We start from the raw sequence: 22,073 nt of genomic DNA, 5'->3' as shown, positions 1-22,073 counted from the left end.
ACCTCCACCGCCTCTGCTTCATGCCCCATTCAAACCTTGACTGTGCGCTGAAAGATGCACTATTGTAAACACATGGAGGGGGAAAGATTCTGACAAAAAATACTGACAAATACCCCGAACTTTTTTCAAGCATTCCACAGAGCTCACAGCTCTCCGCCGTATATCGTGATCTCGAAGAACTGGCAGAACTACACGTTGCCTATTTTAAACAAGGGATTGAAAGGGGAGATCACTGCCTCTGGACCGTCCCGGATTCGCTTTCAGCCGAAAGAGCAAAAAATGAACTTGAGAAGGCAGGAGTGGATGTCGGGAAATACATCACTTCATCTCAATTAGAGATTCTACCAACCGGCACACTTTCGGAAAGTATCCTCCTGCTTGAATCTGCAGTAAAAGAACTCATGGGGGCGGGGAATGAAAAAGCCCTTTCCGAAGAGTTTCCTGGATTCCGAACGAATATCGGTGTTAAGGGGGCCGGAAGCTCCTTCAAAACCTGCTTTGAAGGGTTAGAAAAGATCCTTGAAGAGATCAGTCAGGGTAATAGAGTAAATCTCACATTTCTCTGTACTTTCCCGCTTGAAGAATTGTCAGGCAGTGCACTTCTTGAGCTGGTGGAGGAAAAGGGCGTTCTCGTTAAAAGAAAAGGCAAATGGGAATATCTGGTGAATACATGCAACTTAAACGGGCACAAAGAACTGGAAATCACCCTTCTCAAAGCAAAAAATGATGCTGAAGCTACAAACAGGGCAAAAAACAGTTTCATAATGAATATGAGCCATGAGCTTCGGACTCCTCTCAATTCAGTAATTGGCTTTTCTGACCTGCTGCTGGAAGGAGCTTTCGGGCCCATGAATACAAAACAAGCAAAGTACGTCAACAATATCCTGATAAGCGGGAAAAGCCTGCTGGAGATTATTAACAACTTGCTTGACATCTCAAGGCTTGAAGCCGGTGAAAAGACCCTCAAATATGAGGAAGTGGATGTTGCAAGCCTCATAGGGGAAGTGAGAATGAGCCTCCTTTCGCCTGCTTCGGTTAAGAAGATCACTGTTGAACTGAAGATCGATCCTTCTGTAGGAAATGTTCGGGCTGATATTACAAAATTCAGGCAGATCCTGTACAACCTGGTCAGCAACGCCATAAAGTTTACTCCAGCAAAAGGAAAGGTCATCATCAGTGCCTGCAAAAAAGAAGGAGTTCTTGAGGTCAAGGTTTCGGATAATGGAATAGGGCTTTCAAAGGAGAGTCACGAAAAGATATTTATGCCCTTTACACAGGCAGATTCTTCTGCAGCCCGCGGGTACGGTGGAGCCGGTCTTGGGTTATATATTGTCAGGAATTTTGTAGATCTTCACGGCGGGAAGATCTGGATTGACTCAGAGATCGGAAAAGGAAGTACGTTTACCTTCACCCTTCCGGCAGAATAGGAAAATACCTCTCTCCCGGAGAATAAAACGAAAAAAGCAAACTCTTCCCTTAAAGGAAAAAAATCGAAAAAAATGGGCTCGGCACCTGAACCTGAAAATTGAAATTAGAATACAAGCTACTTAATAAGCGAATTGAAATTAAAAAATTCTGCAAAAAGAAGCCGGGTCCAGCGGAAGACATCTGCCATAAAAAAATTGATCGAAGCTGGTTCAGGGATACACTGGGCGTTTCCGCAATAATCTCCTTTATGGGCCAGGGTTGTAAAGGCAGTGAACAATCTGGCACTGCCTATACTTCCGATGGATCAAAAAAGATAGATTTGAACTTCTATCTTCTTATCGCCTCTAACATATCCGATTTAAGGATTATTCCTAACATATCCGATTTAAGGATTATTCCTAACATATCCGATTTAAGGATTATTCAGGGATCTCCAGAGCATTCATTTGTTTTTCTGCTGCTTTTTTCTGTAAATCAGTACACCGGCTGCGATAACGGCGACAAGCAGGATACCGGCTACAATCATACCTGAACTGGCTCCCTGATTTTCCTCAACCTGCTGAATCTGGAGATTGCTTACCAGATTTTCGTGTTTGTTTATGCCATTGCCGTAACTTGCAGAAAGGCTAAGATTTATCGGTTCAGAGGTTCCCCCTATGTTTTCCGAAGATGGATCTGCTACAGCATCAAACTCTATTGTGAAAAGCTCATCAGCATCCATGGGGCCGATGAAATATTCGGCAGGGTAAAATTTCACTCCTTCAGCTTCAGGTCTGATGCTTACGGAGTTAAACTCATTAGGATGGGTATTTGCCACATCAAACTCGAGAGCAGCTTCGCCATTTACCAGTCTGAGGGCCTTTGAAGGGATCACCTTTACATTCGAAGAGTCAACTTCAAGTGGAATGTTCTTCCGGCTGTTGTAGTCAAAAGAGTTGCCCTCAATTGCAAGTTCAAGGTTGTGAGTTCCCTCACTTGCATCTTCAGAAACCATAACGTTAAATGTCAGTTTGATGCTATCCCCGGGACCAAGAAGCCCCATTTCTCCGTAGGGGGCATCGAGAACAACTATTCCCTCAGACATCGGTCTCAAAACTGCGGCCTGGATTCTCGCATTGGTATCATAGTCTTTTCCATCAATGGTGACAGTAGGAGTTGTTGCGGTATTGCTGAGGGTCACTGTAACAGTACCCCTATCTCCAGGCATGAAAGCTTCAGGGTAAGAGATCACCTCTTTGAGTTCCAGAGTACCTTTGCTGTCAAAGGTTTCAGTCCCTATCCTTATATCAAAAGTTTTCTCACTCCAGGGGCTGGTTTTATCGATCCTTGTACGGATGTCAATTGACCTGATTCCCTTCTGAGCATTCTTGTCCACGAAAAGGTGAAACTCTTTGGATGCAAATTTGTTGGGAGCAAGAGCCCCTATATTCTGTACTGCGTTTGCCTGGGAATCAAGGGAAAAGGGATATTCAGGGACTATTTCAATATCAACATTTTCTGCCCTGTCTCTACCTACGTTTTCTACCTGAACTGTCAGGTCAAGATACTCCCCTATTTTAGCAGGGTAAGGGTTTGTTTCAACTATTGTAACTTTCAGGTTTGCACTTGCAGTCGCAGCAGAAGCAGGTGCTGCAAAAATAAATGAAACTAAAAGTAGAAATATAACGACAAAAGTAATTGGGTTTTTCAGTCCTGTCATTTTAACTCATCCTGATTGACTAAATTTGGAAACTTAATTATTAGGTGTAGGCTGGGTTACTCTGGATTGTTCTGATTTCCTTGGTTATTCTGAGCATTGGATTATTCTGAGCATTGGATTATTCTGAGCATTGGATTATTCTGAGTATCATATTATTCTGAGTATCATATTATTCTGAGTATCATATTATTCTGAGTATTATATTATTCTGAGTACACTGAATCTTCCGAATTATTCTAGCTTATTCCGAATTTCTCTGGACTATTCCGTCTTTTACGAGCACTAACCTGTCAGCATACTTCGCAATATCTGGATCATGCGTAATCATCACGATAGTCCTGCCATCTTCATTCAGTTTGGTAAACATGCTGAGGATTTCGCAGCCTGTTTTAGAGTCCAGGTTTCCTGTAGGCTCATCCGCAAGGAGGATTGCAGGATCATTGATAAGAGCTCTGGCAATAGCTACCCTTTGCGATTGCCCTCCCGAAAGTTCACCTGGTTTGTGGTGCATACGGTCTTCAAGCCCTACCATTTTTAAAAGGTCTTTTGCCCTTTTGCGCGTATCCACACCTTCTCTTGTGTTAGCGTAGGTGGGCAGTTCAACATTTTCAAGAGCTGTAAGCCTTGGAATTAGGTTGAATGTCTGGAATACAAAGCCTATCTCAAGCCCCCGGAGCTTTGCAACCTCCCTATCAGATAGTGTATTGATATCAAGGCCTTTAATTATGATCTTCCCTTCTGTAGGTCTGTCAAGAAAACCTATGAGGTTCATAAGTGTACTTTTTCCTGATCCTGAAGGGCCCATTATAGCAAGAAATTCCCCTTCCCGTACTGTCAGATTGATGTCGCGAAGAATAGGAACTTCCATATCTCCCAGGGTATAACTCTTTTTAACATTGATGATTTCTATTACCGGGGCTCTTTTAAGCAGATTTTCTCCTTTGGTATCTTTTGCCGGGCGACTGGAACGGGGCAATTCACACTTAAATTGCTCTTCATCTGAAGTTTCATCCGAGGCAAAAAGGCTTTCTTCCGGAGATATCTTTTCTTCAGTTTCCCTACTTCTACCTGCTTCCGGGTTCGAACTTCCGGGAGGAGATACTTCATGATCGAGTATTTTGGTCTTCATGTCCACTTCTTCACTGTTCACACTTTAAATATATTATTCTACTGAGTACTGTACAATATCAACATTTCCTTGTTTTAAGCTTTAAACGTTTGTTATACATATCATTTTATAATATCAAATCTGCAAAATAATTATTTTTCCCGATTCAGATTTTCAAGTTTTTCGATTACTTCTTCAAGTATGTTGTCAAGCTTGAGCATATCTCTGTGGTATCGTTTAAGAATTTCTATTTTTTCCTTCTGTGCCTCGCTGAGGTCTTCATTCTGATAATGCTCGATCATACGAGGGATTTCAATAGTTGCAGGTTGAATTTCACATGCCTGTGCTCTTATCAGCTGTCCGATAGCAACCCTTAAGATGTCCTTGTTTGCCCTTACATAGACTTTCCTTGTGCCGGGCTTTGTCCCTCTTACAATAAAACCCGAAGGCTCAAGCTGACGGATCTTGTTGCTTACCGAAGCCAGGGAATAGCCGGTCTCCTCAGCAAGCTCTTTCATTGAAACCTCTCCCGGTTCGATAAAAAGCCTAGCAACTATAGTTGCAGTGAGACTGTCCATTCCGTAGGCTTTGCCAACCCTTTGATAATAATTAATAAACTCCCTGTCAATCTGATCCATAATCATTCATTCAATCATTTATTACTTTTAGTATTTAGTAAAAATAATGTAAATAAAAGTTACTTAAAAGTTATTCTTACTCTATCAATTTTTAGTCGGTCTGGCAAAAAAGAAACGCTGGAAAAGAAACACTGGAAAAGAAACGCTGGAAAAGAAACGCTGGAAAAGAAACACTGGAAAAGAAAAAAGCTGAACGATGCTGAAAAAAGAAAATATTGAAAAGATAAGGGTCATTTCTTCAAACTTGAAAGACCCTTACTCATACCTTAAGGCATCCACAGGATTCATGCTTGCAGCCTTTCTTGCGGGATACAGCCCTGCACCTACACCTACAAGGACCGAAACCAGAATCCCGATTTCGATTAGCTTGAATGGAAAAACCGGTGGAAGTTTAAGGGCATTTTCAAGGATATAAGCTCCAAATCCGCCTATTGCAGTCCCCATCAGTCCCCCGAAGACGCTGACCATCACGGACTCCAGCAAAAAAAGAGATTGAATATTGGAGCTGCTATAACCTACGGATTTCATTATACCAATTTCTCTTGTACGTTCGGTAACTGTTACGAGCATGATATTCATAATCCCTATCGAACCCACGAACAGGGAGACTAAAGCAAGGACGAGCAGGAAAGAACTTAAGGCAGCTCCTAATGCTTCGGTCTCTTCAAGGACATCTACCTGATTGAATATGGTATAAGGCTTTGCATCTTCATCCTCAATATCCCTTTGAGGAATTCCGAAGTTCCTGGCAAGCCTTTTATCCACTTCATCCGAAATCTTGCGGATATTTTCAGAGCTTTCTGCCATCGCAAAGAAGGCTCCATAGTCCTGTTCTCCGGTCATCTCATTCATGGTCGAAATAGGGATATAAATTATCATGTCTGTACTGCCGTCTCCACCGACAATAGTTTCTTTTGAATCCTCCAGAACTCCTTTTACTTTGAAGCTTTTTCTTACAAGCGTACCGTCTTCCTGTCGGAATGCAATATCAACAGTGCTTCTATGCGAGATACTCCTGCCAAATTCCTCTTTTGCAAGGTCATACCCAAGAACAGCAGAGTAAATGTCCTTATCAGTCAGGAAACTTCCTTCTTCCATTTTAATTCCCTGGATTTCCTGAAAGTCCCCATTTACACCCACAATGCTCACACTTTTAGTATCTGAAAGATAGTTAATCTCTCCAGATATTATTTTCCTGGGAGAAACTCCTAAAATTCCTGGAGTATTTTCAATTATTTCAAGCTCACTTTCATAAAATAGGTTTGGTTGGTCACTATATGCAATTATGAAATTTGAGCCTACAGAGGCGACCTCATTGGTAAAAAACTGGTTGAAGCTGGCACCAAGGGATGCGTTTATGATTACTGCTGCAATGCCTATCACAATTCCGAGCGTTGTGAGTGCAGACCGAAGCTTGGAGCTGCGTATACTTCCAGAAGCAATATGGGCTGCCTGTACAAATTGTATCATATTTTACCCCCCTAAATATGATATTTAGCCAATCTTCATCTGCTTATTGTTTTTTCTTTCTGTAGATTAGAAAGGCTGCAGGGATAAAGACTGCAATAAGTCCACCTGCAATTGCAACTGTAGAGTTTGTCTCAGGAGTCCGGGAATCCGTTTCAAGGTTCAGATTACCTGCAACATTTTCGTGCCTGTTGATGCCATTGTTGTAGTTTGCAGTTACATTCATGCTTACGGGTCCCGAAGATTTTTTATAGGTATCCGAGGAACTGTCTATCATTGCATCAAACTTTATTGTGAAAAGTTCGTCAGGATCCATAGGTCCGATGAAGTATTCGGCAGGGTAAAACTTTACACCTTCAGCTTTAGGTCTTATGCTGACAGAGTTTAGCTCATTAGGGTGGGTATTTGCTACATCAAACTCTACGGTAGTTGTCCCATCCACCATCTGTAGTGGCTTTGAAGGAATTACCTTTATATTCGAAGAATCGACTTTAAGCGGAATGTTCTTCTTGCTGTTGTAGTCAAAGGAGTTTCCCTCAATTGCAAGTTCAAAATTGTGAATCCCTTCCCTCGCATCCTCTTCAACCTCTACATTGAAGGTCAATTTGATACTGTCTCCCGGGCCCACAAGTCCCATTTCATAATATGGAGCTTCCGAAACTCTTATTCCGTCAGACAGAGGTCTCAAAACCGCAGCCTGTATTCTGGCATTGGTATCGTAGTCACTTCCATCGATAGTAACTGTAGCTGCAGTTGCTGTATTCTTAAGAGTTACTGTAACAGTGCCCTTATCTCCAGGCATAAAGACTTCAGGAGATGAGACTATTTCTGCAAGCTCAACAGTACCTTTGCTTTTAAAGGTTTCAGTACCTATCCTTATGTCAAAAGTCTTCTCACTCCATGGACTGCTCTGTCCAGCTCTGGTGCGAATATCAATCGAACGAACTCCCTTCTGGGCGTTTTTATCAACATACAGATAAAACTCTTTTGTGGCAGTTCTGCCAGGATTAAGAGCTCCAATGTTCTGCATAGTGTTTGTCTTGGAATCCAGAGAGAAAGGATACTCAGGGACTATTTCTATGTCAACGTTATCGGCTTTGTCCCCTCCTACGTTTTCCACCTGTATGTTCAGGGTCAGGTATTCTCCTATCTTTGCAGGATAAGGATTTGTTTCGACGATCGTTACTTTCAGGTTTGCACTTCCTACAGCTGCAGAGGCCGGAGACGCAAAAATCGAGGCGATCAGAAGTAAAGAAAAAAAAGCTGCAATACCACGCTCTTTAATCAATTCCATGTATTCCCCACCTTAGTTATATTGAATTACTCCATCTTTTACAAGGACAACCCTGTCAGCATATTTTGCAATTTCAGGGTCGTGTGTAACTATTACTACTGTCCTTCCTTCATTATTCAAATCCATAAATATTCGGAGGATCTCAGAACCTGTTTTCGAGTCAAGGTTCCCAGTCGGTTCATCTGCAAGGAGGATCGAAGGATCATTTATGAGTGCCCTTGCAATTGAGACCCTCTGAGATTGGCCTCCGGAAAGTTCTCCTGGCCTGTGGTGCATACGGTCCTGCAGTCCCATAAGTTTCAGGAGTTCCGTTGCACGCTTTCGTGGATCGATGCTCCTCGAATTGGCAAAAGTTGGGAGCAAAACATTCTCAAAAGCGGTCAGACGAGGAACAAGGTTGAATGTCTGAAAAACGAAACCTATCTCAAGCCCCCGGAGATGGGCAAGTTCTTCATCTGACATTCTGTGCAGGTCCCTCCCCCTTATAATCACCTGCCCTTCCGTAGGTCTGTCAAGGCAGCCTATAAGGTTCATTAAAGTACTTTTCCCTGAGCCAGATGGTCCCATTATAGCCAGGAATTCTCCCTTTTCGATTTTAAGGTTAATACCTGAGAGTACCGGAACTTCCATGTCTCCAAGCACATAACTTTTCCTTACATTGGAAACTTCGACAATAGGGTACCTATCCTCAGGTAAACTATTCTTATTAATGTTCACATCCCCCTCCCCAATTTTACTGAGATATGATCAGAAAAAATCACATTGAATAATCTCAATTGTTTTTACTCCTTATGTAAGAAAATCCATTTTAATCTATGCTCTATAAATTTTTTTCAAAAACTGAATTTCAAGTCCAACTGTTATCGATTTATGTCTGCCAATGCAGGCTTTTAAAACTGAACTTTGAAAATAAGCACTAGATACACTGTTTTTGACTCTTGGATAGACTATTGAGTTTCAGACCTGATTTTTGCTTAAAATCACCGGGCATAAAAATAAGCATAGTTTTGGACAGTAGAATTCGGAAGTTGAGATTTGTTTCTGGTAGCATGAGGCTTTTGCAGGAAATTTGTGCTCTCATCCTGAGACTTATCTTTGTTATTTTAAACTGCTTTCTCTCATACATCGGTTGTATAAATGTAATGGACAAAATCGAAAAACCGCAGTCTCTGAACCAATCAGTTTCAAAAAGTTATTCTTTCGCCGGGGCAGGCATCCAAATATTTAGGTCAAGGTTAAAACCTAAGTGAAACATTCAAACATCTATTGTATTAAAAAATATATACTCTGTTATACAGGGGCTTGCCTCCAAATATTTGAGAACTATTATTCATAAGGAGATGTAATTCTGTCCAATTTATATAATCTTGTATATATAGCTAAATATAGCCACTGCCAGTTAGAAATTTGAACTGTAGATCTTAAGAATAAAAGAAATTCTCAGCAATAATCTTTCTAAGTGGCTGAAAGAGTCGCAAGCTTTGGGGGCTTGATAAAGAAGGCTGTAAATAAATGTTTCAGAGAAGTGCACTCAAAAGAGTATGTACAAGAAGTATACTCAAAAGAGTGTACTCAAGAACCGGTGTGGAAATAATATGAGATGTGGAGGGAGTAAATATGTTTTTTGCAATTGATCTCGGTATGCTTTTTGCGATTATTTTTGACTTTGATCTCGGCCTGGTCTTCGGCTTCTAATCGCGATTGCTAGATTGAATTCTCAGTTCAGTCGATTGTACGTATGATGGAATCTGGATAATTACAGAAACAAAAATCTGGATAATTACAGAAACAAAAGAGGTAATGAAAATGTTCTTCAATTTTGTATATTCTAAGATCATAAGCTACTATGAGGCAACTTTCCTCAGCTTCATTTACTGGATCTGATGAGGTTACATTATAATAATCATGAAGGTCTCTGCCTGGATGTTTATCACGGATATTGGGAATTATTTATTAACAATTTTCCGATAATCTCGATTGCAGAAGACTGTGTATAACGGGGGATGAACAAAATGCGGGAAAAGAGTGGAGGGGACTGAAATGTTCTTCAGCCTTGTATATTCAAAGATCATAAGATACTACGAAGCAACCTTCCTCAGCTTCACTTACTGGATCTGATAAGGTTACATTGTAATAATCATGAACGTCTCTGCATGATGGTTATCAAGGATATTGGGATTTATTTATTAACAATTTTCCGATAATCCCTATTGCAGAAGACTGTGTATAACGGGGGATGAACAAAATGCGGGAAAAGAGTGGAGGGAACTGAAATGTTCTTCAGCCTTGTATATTCAAAGATCATCAGATACTACGAAGCAACCTTTATCAGCTTCACTTACTGGATCTAATTAGGCAGCAATGCCGGTGAAAAAATTAGATGCTTATATGAAGTTGCCTGCTTTTCAGGCAACTTTATCTTTACAAAATAAGTGTATAATTATAACTTTTTTACTTTTCCTATCTTTCATAAATATTTCCTTTATTTGATGGGTTTTTTACTTTTTTTAATAGCTTCTTCTCTTTTAATTTACTCTTTAAAATATAATATAAAAGACATACGCAAAATTTGAAATTACATTAAAAGCATCAATTTAGGGAGGGGTTCAATATTTTTTAGACATTGTAATTTCCTTTATGGCATTCTGTGAGATGAATCAATTAGTTAAATGAAAAAAACGGAATGCATATACGGTCTAGTTGTTTGCCACAATGAATGATTCTGTATCTAAATACTCAAAGACTACTATTTGTAATGAGTAGTCGTTCTTTACATTATATATAAATTCATAATATACCTGTATATTGATACTCCTTTAGCAACTAAAATTGGAGTCAAGAGTCTTAAAATAAACGGGCACTTTTAAATATAGTCATCAATCCAATACAAAGTTTCTAGCTATTGAATCTAAAACCCTTAAAGCCCTTAAGCTTTTTAGCTAGATATCTCTGCAATTGTTTGATGTCTGCTATAGTTCAAGAATAGGTGTCTGGGAGTATAAAGCGGAATGGGGGGGTTGGAGAAGAGAACCGGTAAATCACTGAAAATTGGGCTCAATGTCAGTTTAAGAGCTTATCTCAAAACTCACAATTTGCTCTTTGAATCTTGGAGTTTGGAGAATCAGTCAAGTTTCGGATAATTATAGATAACCCTGAAATACCTTAATAATTAGAATAAAACAGGTTTGAGATTGGCTCTAAAGGAAATGGCTTTGAACGAGGAAGAACAGCATTCTAGGAGTGGAGGGAATTATAATGTTTTTCTATTTAAACTACATAAAGATTACTTTCTATCTGCAGATCGAAAGGTTAAGAATAATGTATATAAGTGGCTATGGAGTCCTCAACAGGTAAAGTGCATGTTTAGATGTTGAGCTGATCCCAAAACTCAATATTTGCTTCTTTGGATCTCGTATTTTAAGTGACAAATCGAGCTTCTGATTATGAAAGCAATCCTGAATAATTCTGATAATTAAGATTAAAACTGGGTTTTGGGATGAACTCGTTTACTGGTTAGCCTTTGAATAATGGGACAGTAAGGGCTCAAAGTGCTTGTTCAACGAAAGATGGTGGCATCCTTACTGTTCCATTGGCAATGGTAATCCAGAAAATCGTGTGAGATAAACTATTCAGAAGGAGAAGGAAGCATAGAACTTCAGCCGGAATAAATCTATTGCATGTGACAAATTTTCCTTCTGGGCTTAGTTAACCCGATCTAGAGATTTATTCCGGTTGAAGATCCAAAATCTTGAGGGTTTTTGATACCTCAATAAGGAATATGGAATAACTTTTCTGAAAAACAGGTATTTTTCTTAAAAGCGTCTTTAGGTTGTCCCTGGTCAATCGGTTGATATTATTAAAATATTCGAAAACCTACTTTCTATTCGAAAACCTACTTTCTGCACTATTTTTTCACACATAATATTTTTCGTATTTTTACCCCTAAATTTAAGGACTTTAATGGATTTTTTATCCCAATTCAATATCTTTTTGACCTTCTTTCCCCCCATTTTAATTACTAATTCTGTTATTCTTCCGAACAGGAAGAATAATGACCAGATGAGTTGTGGATTCAGATCTAAGAGGGGGTCATCATGGTAAAATGGAAATAACTTTTATAACAAGTACTTGAATGATTTCAAAAATATAAAATTAAGAAATTTTACTGCGGAAAGTCGGATGCAGTGGTCAGAAGAGAATTAGGGTCCAAAGATAATTCAAAGTCAAGAAAGAATCAAAGCTAGAAACAAATGTCTTCGTAAAATTCTGCTATCAAAAAATTACCCGAATTCCGAAAACTTCACTGCTCCCGGAATCCTGAAAAATAAGAAAAAGAATAAGTTTAGAAATGGAAAATTTATTTTTTCACACTTCTTGAGCTACCGCTGCTTCTTGAGCTACCGCTGCTTCTTGAGCTGCCGTCACCTCTTGAGCCACCACCGTTGCCTCTTGAGCCACCGTTGCCTCTTGAGCCACCGTTGCTTCTTGAGCCACCGTTGCTTCTTGAGCTGCCGTTGCCTCTTGAGCCACCGTTGCTGCTCCCATCGTTTGAGCCTTTTGTGCTTCTTCCCCTGGATTTCTGGGCAAGTTCCACGAAAGGTTTGCTTCCTTTTCTTTTATTTTTGAAGATGTCAAGCAGGGCTTCAGCCTGAGCAAAGGGGATGGATACGAAGGAGAAGTGGGGGAAAATCTCTGCGTCCCTTAAGTTCATTTCGCTGTCCCCGATTTCCTGCTGTATGAAATCGGCCAGTTTTTCCGGAGTCATGCCGTCGGCTTTTCCCATGGCTATGAAGATCCTGGTTTTGCCTTTTCTGTCGACATAGGAGCTGCCTTCGGAAATTTCCGTGTACATGCTCTCGTCGAACTTTTCCTTGAAGGCGTACTTTAAAAGGGCAGCCAGGATTTTTTCTGCGGGGTATTCCTCAAGGAGCTTTTCGCTCATCCCAAGGCAGTCCCCATATTCTTCTGTCTTTATAGTGTTTTCAAGTTCGGCTTTTACTCTTGCCCTTTTGGCTTTTATTACATCTTTTATCGCAGGGATGCGGCCTTTCTTCATTTCTGACTTTGAGGTCTTCTGTATGTAAGTGAGCCGCCTGAATTCCGAGGATGTAACAAAAGTGATAGCAGTTCCCTGTTTGCCTGCCCTTCCTGTCCTTCCTATCCTGTGCACATAAGACTCTGGGTCCTGGGGCAAGGTATAGTTGATGACATGGGTCAGGTCCATGATATCGATTCCTCTTGCTGCAACATCGGTTGCTGCGAGGATGTGTATCTTCTGCTTCCTGAACTTGTTAAGGATTTTTTCCCGCTCCTGCTGGGAAATGTCTCCGTGAAGGGCATCAGCTAAATAACCCCTGTCGCTGAGTTTCTGGGCAAGCTGGCTGGTGTCGATCTTTGTCCGGCAGAATACGAGCCCGTAGAATTCATCTTCGATGTCGATGATTCTGCAGAGGGCTTCAAACTTGTCGCTTTCCTTAACCTCAAAATATATCTGTTCGGTCAGGTTTGCTGTAATTTCTTCTTTCTCAATTGTAACATGCTCGTAGTTCCGCATGTACTTCTTGACGATTCCAAGGATTGTCTTTGGCATTGTGGCTGAAAAGAAAAGCATCCTTTTATCAGGGCCTGTTGCCTTTAAGATCTCCTTTATGTCATCAATAAAGCCCATGTTCAGCATTTCGTCGGCTTCGTCAAGTACGAAATACGAGATATGTTCGAGATTGAGGCTCTTTCTTTCAATGTGGTCGATGACCCTTCCCGGGGTCCCTACGACAATGTCCACACCAGTTTTCAGCATGCGAAGCTGCTGGGTCATGGACTGCCCACCATATATAGGGGCAATATACAGTTTTTTGTCTCCTTTTAGGGAGTTAAGCTCTTCTGAAACCTGGATTGCGAGTTCCCTTGTAGGGGTCAGGATTATTGCCTTAACATGTCCTGATTTCTCAGGAATTTTCTCTATAATGGGGGCTCCGAAAGCTGTTGTTTTTCCTGTCCCTGTCTGAGCCTGCCCTATAATATCAGATTCTCCTTTCAAAAAAAGCGGGATTACCTTTTCCTGAATCGGGGTTGGTTCTTCAAACCCTTTCTTTTTGAGGGCTTTCAATGTACTGTCCGAGAGCCCAAGCGCCTTAAATTTTGCTAATTTTTCCATGTACTCACTCTATAATTTACAATTATTTTTCTACAAGTCTTGCAGATTGCAGACCTGCTGTTTGCATACTGTCTGCCGCATGCCCGGCAGTTTCCTTTGCGGAAAAGCCCACTTATCAACATCGGTACATGATACCGCTAAAAACAGGTAAACACGCCGTATAAATGGTTGATCTCCCCGGGACTGCGAAAAGTTGCCTAAAACCAGGGAAATTCAGAATTGACATGCATAAACTTATACAGCAAAAAAATAGCTTTCTTGGATAAGTTCCGGACACTTTTGAATTCTTCCCCGTGATACAGGCAATAATGAGTAACCAGACCTGTGGTCTTTTACTCCAGTGGATACTCACTACACCTCTTGCCTGTATATAATCCTTTGCTACCTTTCGGGCAGGAACCTCTCAGAAGACGCTGTGAACTTCGGAGATAAACCATGATTGAAAGTTTATAAATCCAGAATCAAAAACATGTTGTGTTTTAAATGTATTAATTCTCACAGGTAAAAGCTTACTCAGTACCAGCCTTTCAGGTGAAGCTCACTTGTTAACATTTCTTTTAAAAGGTTCATCCTGTCTATGGAGTTCCGGATCTGCTCCGGCTTGTCCAGCAATTCTTCACATCCGGTTTCTTCCTGAATGGTCGTAACCCTCAGGAGCTCGGCAAAGTTTACGCATTCGTCCAGAAACCGGTTAAAAAGCCTGCGAGCCTGCACAAAATAATCCGAAGTTCTGAAATCCGGCTGGAGGGTTTTTTCGTATTCTGCTCTCTGCTTTATCTCTGCAGCCAGAGTACGGGCTTCAACATAATCCCTGGCATTCAGAAAGTTCCCCAGATTTTGCAGAGTTGTGCCTGTGTGCTGGATAAAATAAGCGACTTCAAAAGCCCACTGCTTATCGTAATTTGTCCCTGTGCCGGGATTATTAAATCGGGGGGTGTCCATCTTCCAGGTTCATCTCCTGTTAAATCTTCCCTTTCAGCTTCTGATAATAATAACCTTTCTACTTTGTCTGATTGGTATCGACCTTTGATTTTCTCAATATTAGCTGTGTGAAGACCTGATTAAACATTTTAATAGATTTTTGGACTTCAAGTTTAGGCTTAGTTAACTCTAAATCCACGGATATTCTCTTTTTGCCGGATTGCTTTACATATGTATCAAATATTCTTGATACTCATCGAGGCTGTTTTTTAATATGTGGTTCTTTAATAATACAACTTATTATTACTGGTTTTTGAATTTAATTATCCCGGAGGCTGAGAAATGGGAGACGAAAAGGAAGGAATTCAGGAGAAAAAGGCAGAAAAAGAATATTCTAAGAACAGTGTCGAACCCGATGAAGAAGACCTTCTGTATACGCATAAGCCTGAATCCCAGGGCAATGGAATGCGCTGGAACACCAATTTATGCAGAAAGCCGGGTCGTTAAAAATATTTTATCATTACCGGAGGAGATTTTAATGTCATTTTTAAACGAAATGTTGCCTGAAACTGCCGAAGCTTTTGGACAGTTGAGAAATTCTATTTTCAAGGACAGTTTCCTTGACATTAAGACAAAAGAACTGATTGCTGTTGCCTCGTCGGTACTCATGCGCTGCCAGTACTGCGTTGATGTGCACTCCCAGAGGGCAGTTGAAGCAGGGGCTACAAAAGAAGAGATTGCCGAAGCCATTTCAGTTGCCATGTTTGTAGCTGCAGGGTCGCAGATTGGGTGGACGAACATATACGGTGAAAACGTCTATGACAAAATTTTTGAAAAGGATAAGGACGAAGAGGAATGCTGCTGTTGCTGTGAGGACTGAAACCCTCCAGGCATTTTCATTTCCAGGCTTTTTCCTGGTTTTTCTTATCTTCTTTGTTTTTGTTTTTTCGGTTTTGTTAGTCTTTTTCTTCGGTTCGAGTTTAACCTTTTATTCTAATTTTTTGTTTTGCATCTGCGAGATGATGTTCAAAATATTTCCAAATTCAGGGTTTAACCTGTAAAACCTCCATTTTGAGCTGCTGTAAGCTTCGACAATCCCGCAGTTTTTCATGATAGTCAGATGATGGGAAACAAGGTTCTGCCTCTCGTTTAACTTGAATATCAGTTCGCAAACACAGTGGTCTCGCTGAGAGAGAAAATAAGCAATTTTTAATCTCATCGGATGCCCGAGAGCACTGAATATCTCACTGGCTTTTTTAATGTCATTGTCCAGAAAATCTATTTCCTGGATCATTTTCTCCTCCCATTCCTTTTTTTTCTCGGGATCCGCAGGGCAGCAATAGCTCATAAATAAAAGAAGTTAAGCTTTCTAAATAAGTATTTTCATATCAATTTTGTTTGATGTCAAACATGTTATTATTTATATTTGATTTTTTCAGAACCGCGGTTCATTTATACTGATAAACTTTTTTTCAAATTTTTCTGCATCTGTGTGAAAAGGCGGTAAGGCTGTGAAAATTAACAGTCCAAAAAGAAGGGTCTTTAACCCGAAAGGTATATATATTTATGTACATATGGGTGAAATTACATTTATTCTCCTCTTGAAATCACAACTCAGTGAGCTTTAAAAATAATATATTACCCAATGTGAAGTCCTGATTATATGGAGAAAAGGTGTCACAAGAAGTAAGACTTGGGGGTATACAAAACATGTCGAAACCAAAATCTGTCTGGGAAGAATTTTTTGCAGATAAGAGAAGCGGAGGTCACAGGTCTTCATCTGAGGAATTTATTTCCAGAGAAGCCCGGGAAAAACTCTTCCATCTGGATGGGGGCAAAACACTTCTTGACTTTGGTTGCGGGGCCGGAGAGCTCCTGGTTTATTATGCATTGGAATATGAAAGGCTTGTAGGAACCGATTTTTCCGCATCAATGCTTGATGAAGCAGGTAAAAGAATCCGGAAAAGAAAGTCTGAAAATATAGCTTTAATCCTTGCTGACGATAAAACTGTCTGGGAAAAGCTTGATTCCTCCTTTGACCGAATAACTGCAGCTGGAGTGATCCAATACCTCACAGATGAAGAAGTTGATACTTTTATTTACAACTCATCAAGGTATCTTAATAAGGGAGGTAAAATAGTCCTTTTTGACCTACTGGATCCTCGCTTATATCCATTATGGAAAATAGGGTTCTTTTCACGCGACTTCGGATACTGGAAAATCTTTCATAAAATAGGCTTTGAAGTTCTCACCGTTATATCAGCAAGCTTAAAAAACCGCCCTAAAGATATTCTCGGATATAGTCATAAACCCTGCATAATAGAAAGCATTGCAAATAAACATGGGTTTAAGATGGAGTATGTGCAGTCCATGTATTATGAGTACAAGTACCATGCAATAATATCTCGTGAGTAATAAGACACTACTATTCAATAATATATATTGAGTTTAGTTATTTCGATTGACTAAAATGATTTCTTCCCAGATTATTCATTACTTGTCCTGTATTGGAGGAACTGGTATATCCCCTTGCACAGTTAATCCCGAAAATCCTGAAAATATTGGTTAGGGTAGTATTATCCTGTTTTCACAGGATTACTCTAAAAATGACAGTGTTCAAAATAACGTTTTCATGGCCAAACTTCAAGGGAATAAGCCTTATGACCGGCTATATTCAGTAATTTACGGGACGCTGAAAACGCAGGTTCTTTTTAATGGTTTTTCAAGAGGGCTAAAGTATAAAACTACAAAAGACCCCGGTTTATCTCCCTGCGGTTTTCTTCAAGTTGCAGATTCTGTTTTTGGTTCTGGAATAAACAGGTGCATGGGAAGCTTAATGAAATCTCCAGATGCCCACAGGTTCTGTGAAGCTGCTTCTTTTCAGTATATTCACTACCAGGGACAGCCAAGGCAAACAGGGTCGCTCTACATATACAGGCTTACACCAATGGTTAAATGTACTTATCACATTTCGATGGATATAAAAACGGACAATCCTCAAAGTTTTGTTGAGCTTAACAGCCCGGGTTCAAAGCTGGTAATTCAGGAGATTAATAACAGGATTATATTAAAAAGTTATTTTGAAAGTTCTTCCGACGATCTCGGGTCTGAAACCCTATTTCTGGGGAATGCAGCAGAGAAGCTGGATTTTGAAATTACGTTTGACGGATGCAGTAAGACAAACACCATATTTGCAAAAGACGGAAAATATATCACGACTCCTTTTTATAATTTTGAGAGGCAAAGATTGCCGTATATTGATTTTTCAAATGGGTACCTCAAGTTCACATCTTTTCTCGCTGGAAAAGGAAGATACTTCGATGTCAGTATATACCGCATAAGTCAGAGAGCAGACCGTAAATTCATAACCGCAATAGGGGATAGCGCGCTGGTTCCTTTCGGGCTTGACGGGCCTCATGTAAGAAATACTACCGAGAAGGGTATAAGCTACCTTAACAGCAAGAATAATAGAGGCACCATCTGGTTTGATATAGCGCTTCTTGGGCAGTGCAGTGAGTCAGGCCTTGGATACCTGCGTAACCTGGTTGTTAATTATTCCTGGGACGTAGGGGTACACTACTCTGAAGAATTAAACAGCCTCCCTAATGAGCAGGCCTGTAAAGTAATGGATGAGGGATACTCATATGTTTATGAAAAAATAGGGAGGAAGCCGACAAGCTGGTGCTCCATGAGAAACAGGGACAATGTTACACATGCAATTTATGCATATGAAAATCTGGGGATGTTCTGGAGAAACGGAGACTCGGGAATTCATGCGGAAAGATATATTGGAAATCTGGATGATGATGCTTGGGCATGGTGGGAGCCAGCATCCGGGGCGGGCCTGGTTTATCCGGCTTTCACCCACGAACTCGACCTGGAACCCGCTATAAAATACTCTATCAGCCGCTCAAAATTCCATAACTGGGTGGATAACTACAATTCAAATAAGATGACCATAGTATCATTTTATGAATACAACCGGATAAGCCGCAATACATATGATGCCAGTTTTGACATTTTGAAATACACAGATCATTTTTTCGTGTTTAATGCACATACAAAAGGCTTTGATGCTCTGGTAAATGTAAATATAAGTGCTGGAGAAAACACCAGGGTATGCGATAATACCTTAGAACAGTTTCTCAGTTATAAACTCGAGCAGGATAAATCGATTACGTTCCGGGTAAAAAACAATCATACTTACAGTGTGTATCTGGATAGCGTAGATAAAGAGTGTGATGGTCCTGTAGGCTAATTGCGAGTCCACGATATTTTTTGTAGGCTGGTAGTCTGAAGGCTGCTTTTTGTTGCCTGGTCCCTCTCACCTATAAGTTCAGATACTATTGAATTCAATACTGATGCTGCCCGCCTTTTTTGCCAGGGACTTTGCCATAAAACCACTTTCAAGCTTGCAGAGGTTAAGTACGGCACAGGGGACCAGGCAGTTTGAGGAGCACTGTGCTTCCTGTGCTCTATCAATCACGTAGTTGTTCTTGATGTCCAGGGTTTCCATCATGGGAATTTCCATATGCGAAAACTTTTTTATTTTTTCGCAGGGGGTTTCGATATCTACAATAATTTTATCGCCTTTCATACTCCCCATAATTTTATGGGTAAAGCCACAGATGGTAGAGTTTACTGTAATTTCGGTCAAGTGCTTATCTCCTGATGTTTTTCTTTAATAGTTTTTTTTTCTAAGCAATTTTCGGCAATGGGAGTGAGTCATTGATCAAATATGAAAAAGAGAGCGCTTCTCCAGTGTTTGGAGAAACTGTAGGGAGATTCTTATGTTTGCGGTTTTCAGTAACTCACCCCTACTACCATTTATTTTTTCCTATCAGACCCGCTTTGCCTAAAAAATGACTTTACCTTAAAAATATGCTGTGAACCTAAAAAATCCATAAGATACCTAAAAAATACTCCTTGTACCCGGTAAATAGCTCTTTTCAGGGGATTTTACAGGCAAAGCGTATCAGAACCTGAATTTTTCCCTATTCCTGTTCATAATCTTCACAAGGGAAAGCATAACAGGCACTTCCACAAGCACTCCCACAACGGTTGCGAGTGCAGCTCCTGATTCCATTCCGAACAGAATTAAGGCTACTGCCACTGCCAGTTCAAAGAAATTACTGGCGCCGATAAAGGTTGAAGGCGCAGCTTCCCTGTAGGGAATTTTCAGGTATTTTGCTCCTGCATACCCGATTCCGAAGATCAGGTAAGTCTGCAGCACCAGAGGGATCGCGATCAGGAAAATATGCAGGGGGTAATTTATGATGTTGTTTCCCTGGAATATAAAAATCAGAACAAGAGTTATTAAAAGTCCGGCAGGAGTAATCCACTGTGTTTTTCGGATCAGGCTGTTTTCAAACCAGGTAATGCCTTTTTTCCTTATCACTACCTGCCTTGTCAGCACAGCAAGGCCTAGAGGAATTGCCACATAAAACAGGACCGAGACGAAGATAGTCATAAGAGGGACCGGAAAGTCAGTTGTGACCCCGAGGAGAAACTTTCCCAGAGGAGCAAAAAGGACCAGGATAATAAGGTCATTTACTGAGACCTGAATCAAAGCATAGTTAATATTGGCTCTTGCAAGGTAGGTCCAGACAAGTACCATAGCCGTGCAGGGAGCAATCCCTAGCAGGATCATGCCTGCAATATACTGCGCCTGAAGGTCAGTAGGGATAAGGGATTCAAAGAACACGCGCATAAAAAGCCATGCAACAAAAGCCATCGTAAAAGGCTTGATCGCCCAGTTTATGATAAGAGTTAGAAGGAGGGGCTTTAAATTTGCCTCAACGTTCAGGATTTCTTCAAAATTAATCTTAAGCATGATCGGATACATCATGACCAGGAGCACGACAGCTACAGGGATTGAGACATTTGCAAGCTCAATACCTCCAAGGGTGTCCGCAAAACCCGGAAAAACATAACCTATTGCGGTTCCGAGCATGATACAGATTGCAACCCAGATAGAGAGATATTTACTGAAGAAATCAAGCTCCCTTTCTTCATTCTCTTCAGGCATATCCTTCTCCCTTATCCCACTCTTCTTTCATTCTCTTCAGGCATATTCTTCTCCCTCATCCCACTCTTCTTTCATTCTCTTCAGGCATATTCTTCTCCCTTATCCCACTCTTTTTTCATTCTCTTCAGGCATATTCTTCTCCCTCATCCCACTCTTCTCCCTCTAACTCTTTGCTTGCAGGGATAATCAGCACGGGCTTTGTGGTTTTCCGGAGTACATTTTCGGCCGTACTTCCAAGCAGGAGGTCTATTAAGGCTCCTTCCCCGCGGGCAGTCAGCATAATCAGGGTGACATCTTCTATGCTGGCAAATTTAACAATCTCATCTGATGGGATTCCTTCAACGACAAGGTACTGGCTTTTTATATCTGCAAACTGCTCCTTTATTCTCCTGAGCCTTTCTTTTGCCTCTTCTCTCTGTTCATCCAGCAGGTCCATATCTTTTATGTCATCTATTACATGCAGGAACAGAACTTCTTTTAAGATTTCTTTAAACTCCTGAAGTTGTTCTATCGCCTTCATTGCCTCTTTTGAAAAGTCAAGAGGCACAAGAATTCTGGAGAAAGTTGCCCTGCATGCCTTCTCATAAACTTCCTTTCCTTCTTTCATAGCTTCATACTTTTCAACCAGCAGTATTTTCTTTGAACTACGTGTTATGTATTCCGTAGTTCTTCCGAGAAGTTTCCCCTTTATGAATCCTTTAGTGGTGGCCCCCATTATTATCGCATCAACGTCTTCTCGGTCTGCTATCTCCGCAATTGTCCTTCTGACGTCTCCTAAAACTACCAGGGTTTCGGTTTCAAGTTCAAGTTCCCTGGCAAAACCTGCATAATCCTCAATCCTTTCCTTTGCATTCCGTTCAAACATAGGGGCAAGCCCCTGGCTTTTATGTATGTCCACTACATGCAGCAGGATAACTTTCTTCAAGCCGGCGTTTTTAAGTTCTCCTATGCAGCCGAGCAAATCTTCCGTTTCGATAGTAAAATCCGCAGGAACAAGTACTGTGCTTATCATCTGCTGTCCGCAACCCCCTTTTGCTCTATTTGCTTTCCAGTTCTTACTTTTCAGCATCATCCTGTAGCTTTCTGCTGATCCCCAGTTCATAATTATGTCTTTATCGCTAATAGCTTGATGCACTGAAATAAAAAAAGAAGAGGTGTTTTTAAAAGAATAACTATTTTTAAAATGGATAGCTGTTTTTAAAAGAATAACTATTTTTAAAATGGATAGCTGTTTTTAAAAGAAGATATGTTTTTAAGAAAAAAATGTTTTGGAAAATAAGGTTCTGCCCGAAATTTCAAGATATGAAGGGTCAGGGGTAGATCCTTACTTTTCAGA

Annotated in this window: 17 protein-coding genes and 1 pseudogene; 5 read left to right on the top strand and 13 right to left on the bottom strand. The window is 40.6% G+C overall.

All coding sequences use genetic code 11. From position 1 onward, the window contains the following. Positions 1-86: 86 nt before the first annotated feature. Positions 87-1,427 carry an ATP-binding protein gene (locus tag EO93_RS13195; RefSeq protein ID WP_342764209.1) on the top strand — a complete coding sequence of 447 codons (1,341 nt, stop codon included), beginning with the start codon at positions 87-89 and terminating at the stop codon, positions 1,425-1,427. Positions 1,428-1,870: 443 nt separating this feature from the next. Here the strand turns inward: EO93_RS13195 and EO93_RS13190 are convergent, their stop codons facing one another. From EO93_RS13190 to EO93_RS13145, 9 genes and pseudogenes are all read right to left on the bottom strand, one after another. Continuing rightward, on the bottom strand, positions 1,871-3,127 hold the full coding sequence (locus EO93_RS13190) for a COG1361 S-layer family protein (protein ID WP_048162967.1): 1,257 nt from the start codon (positions 3,125-3,127) through the stop codon (positions 1,871-1,873). A 241-nt stretch (positions 3,128-3,368) separates the two neighbouring features. Continuing rightward, positions 3,369-3,995, bottom strand: coding sequence for an ABC transporter ATP-binding protein (locus tag EO93_RS13185; protein WP_200898121.1), 627 nt, complete (start codon positions 3,993-3,995; stop codon positions 3,369-3,371). Positions 3,996-4,387: 392 nt separating this feature from the next. Next, entirely contained in the window at positions 4,388-4,873 is a 486-nt protein-coding gene (locus tag EO93_RS13180) for a GbsR/MarR family transcriptional regulator (RefSeq protein WP_162198708.1), read from the bottom strand. Between the two features lie 255 nt (positions 4,874-5,128). Next, positions 5,129-6,343 (bottom strand): ABC transporter permease, encoded by a 1,215-nt coding sequence (locus EO93_RS13175; RefSeq protein ID WP_048162961.1) that lies wholly within the window; start codon positions 6,341-6,343, stop codon positions 5,129-5,131. 43 nt (positions 6,344-6,386) lie between these two features. After that, positions 6,387-7,634, bottom strand: a complete 1,248-nt coding sequence (locus EO93_RS13170; RefSeq protein WP_048162959.1) for a COG1361 S-layer family protein — start codon at positions 7,632-7,634, stop codon at positions 6,387-6,389. Between the two features lie 12 nt (positions 7,635-7,646). After that, a complete protein-coding gene (locus EO93_RS13165) occupies positions 7,647-8,351 on the bottom strand; it encodes an ABC transporter ATP-binding protein (RefSeq protein WP_082107659.1) in 705 nt (234 codons plus the stop codon). Between the two features lie 3,195 nt (positions 8,352-11,546). Further along, positions 11,547-11,686 (bottom strand): annotated as a pseudogene (locus EO93_RS18260) (IS1634 family transposase); the annotation flags it as partial. Between the two features lie 305 nt (positions 11,687-11,991). Next, positions 11,992-13,788: a DEAD/DEAH box helicase gene (locus tag EO93_RS13150; protein ID WP_048131495.1), complete on the bottom strand. Its 1,797-nt coding sequence runs from the start codon at positions 13,786-13,788 to the stop codon at positions 11,992-11,994. 513 nt (positions 13,789-14,301) lie between these two features. Next, positions 14,302-14,730: a hypothetical protein gene (locus EO93_RS13145; RefSeq protein ID WP_048131494.1), complete on the bottom strand. Its 429-nt coding sequence runs from the start codon at positions 14,728-14,730 to the stop codon at positions 14,302-14,304. A 321-nt stretch (positions 14,731-15,051) separates the two neighbouring features. Here EO93_RS13145 and EO93_RS17605 point away from each other — a divergent pair, with 321 nt between their 5' ends. Further along, the gene (locus EO93_RS17605; RefSeq protein WP_156161324.1) at positions 15,052-15,216 is read left to right on the top strand and encodes a hypothetical protein; all 165 of its coding nucleotides are present in this window, start codon (positions 15,052-15,054) and stop codon (positions 15,214-15,216) included. Between the two features lie 31 nt (positions 15,217-15,247). Beyond that, positions 15,248-15,589 carry a carboxymuconolactone decarboxylase family protein gene (locus EO93_RS13140; protein WP_048162956.1) on the top strand — a complete coding sequence of 114 codons (342 nt, stop codon included), beginning with the start codon at positions 15,248-15,250 and terminating at the stop codon, positions 15,587-15,589. 108 nt (positions 15,590-15,697) lie between these two features. On the opposite strand, the gene EO93_RS13135 is transcribed toward EO93_RS13140, so the two are convergent. Beyond that, positions 15,698-16,003, bottom strand: coding sequence for a helix-turn-helix transcriptional regulator (locus EO93_RS13135; RefSeq protein WP_235284265.1), 306 nt, complete (start codon positions 16,001-16,003; stop codon positions 15,698-15,700). 416 nt (positions 16,004-16,419) lie between these two features. On the opposite strand from EO93_RS13135, the gene EO93_RS13130 reads away from it, so the two are divergent. Together EO93_RS13130 and EO93_RS13125 are read left to right on the top strand one after the other, a co-directional pair. Beyond that, entirely contained in the window at positions 16,420-17,124 is a 705-nt protein-coding gene (locus EO93_RS13130; RefSeq protein ID WP_048162954.1) for a class I SAM-dependent methyltransferase, read from the top strand. 421 nt (positions 17,125-17,545) lie between these two features. Next, positions 17,546-18,967: a hypothetical protein gene (locus EO93_RS13125; protein WP_235284264.1), complete on the top strand. Its 1,422-nt coding sequence runs from the start codon at positions 17,546-17,548 to the stop codon at positions 18,965-18,967. Positions 18,968-19,045: 78 nt separating this feature from the next. Here EO93_RS13125 and EO93_RS13120 read toward each other — a convergent pair whose 3' ends face one another. From EO93_RS13120 to EO93_RS13110, 3 genes are all read right to left on the bottom strand, one after another. Beyond that, positions 19,046-19,366 carry a DUF6951 family protein gene (locus tag EO93_RS13120; protein ID WP_048131486.1) on the bottom strand — a complete coding sequence of 107 codons (321 nt, stop codon included), beginning with the start codon at positions 19,364-19,366 and terminating at the stop codon, positions 19,046-19,048. Positions 19,367-19,684: 318 nt separating this feature from the next. Beyond that, on the bottom strand, positions 19,685-20,737 hold the full coding sequence (arsB, locus tag EO93_RS13115) for an ACR3 family arsenite efflux transporter (protein WP_048162952.1): 1,053 nt from the start codon (positions 20,735-20,737) through the stop codon (positions 19,685-19,687). 124 nt (positions 20,738-20,861) lie between these two features. Then, positions 20,862-21,839, bottom strand: coding sequence for a universal stress protein (locus EO93_RS13110; RefSeq protein ID WP_235284263.1), 978 nt, complete (start codon positions 21,837-21,839; stop codon positions 20,862-20,864). Between the last annotated feature and the right edge of the window lie 234 nt (positions 21,840-22,073).

This window comes from Methanosarcina sp. 1.H.A.2.2 (genome assembly GCF_000979975.1).
Lineage (GTDB): Archaea > Halobacteriota > Methanosarcinia > Methanosarcinales > Methanosarcinaceae > Methanosarcina.
This window is presented reverse-complemented; position numbering and strand designations above follow the sequence as displayed.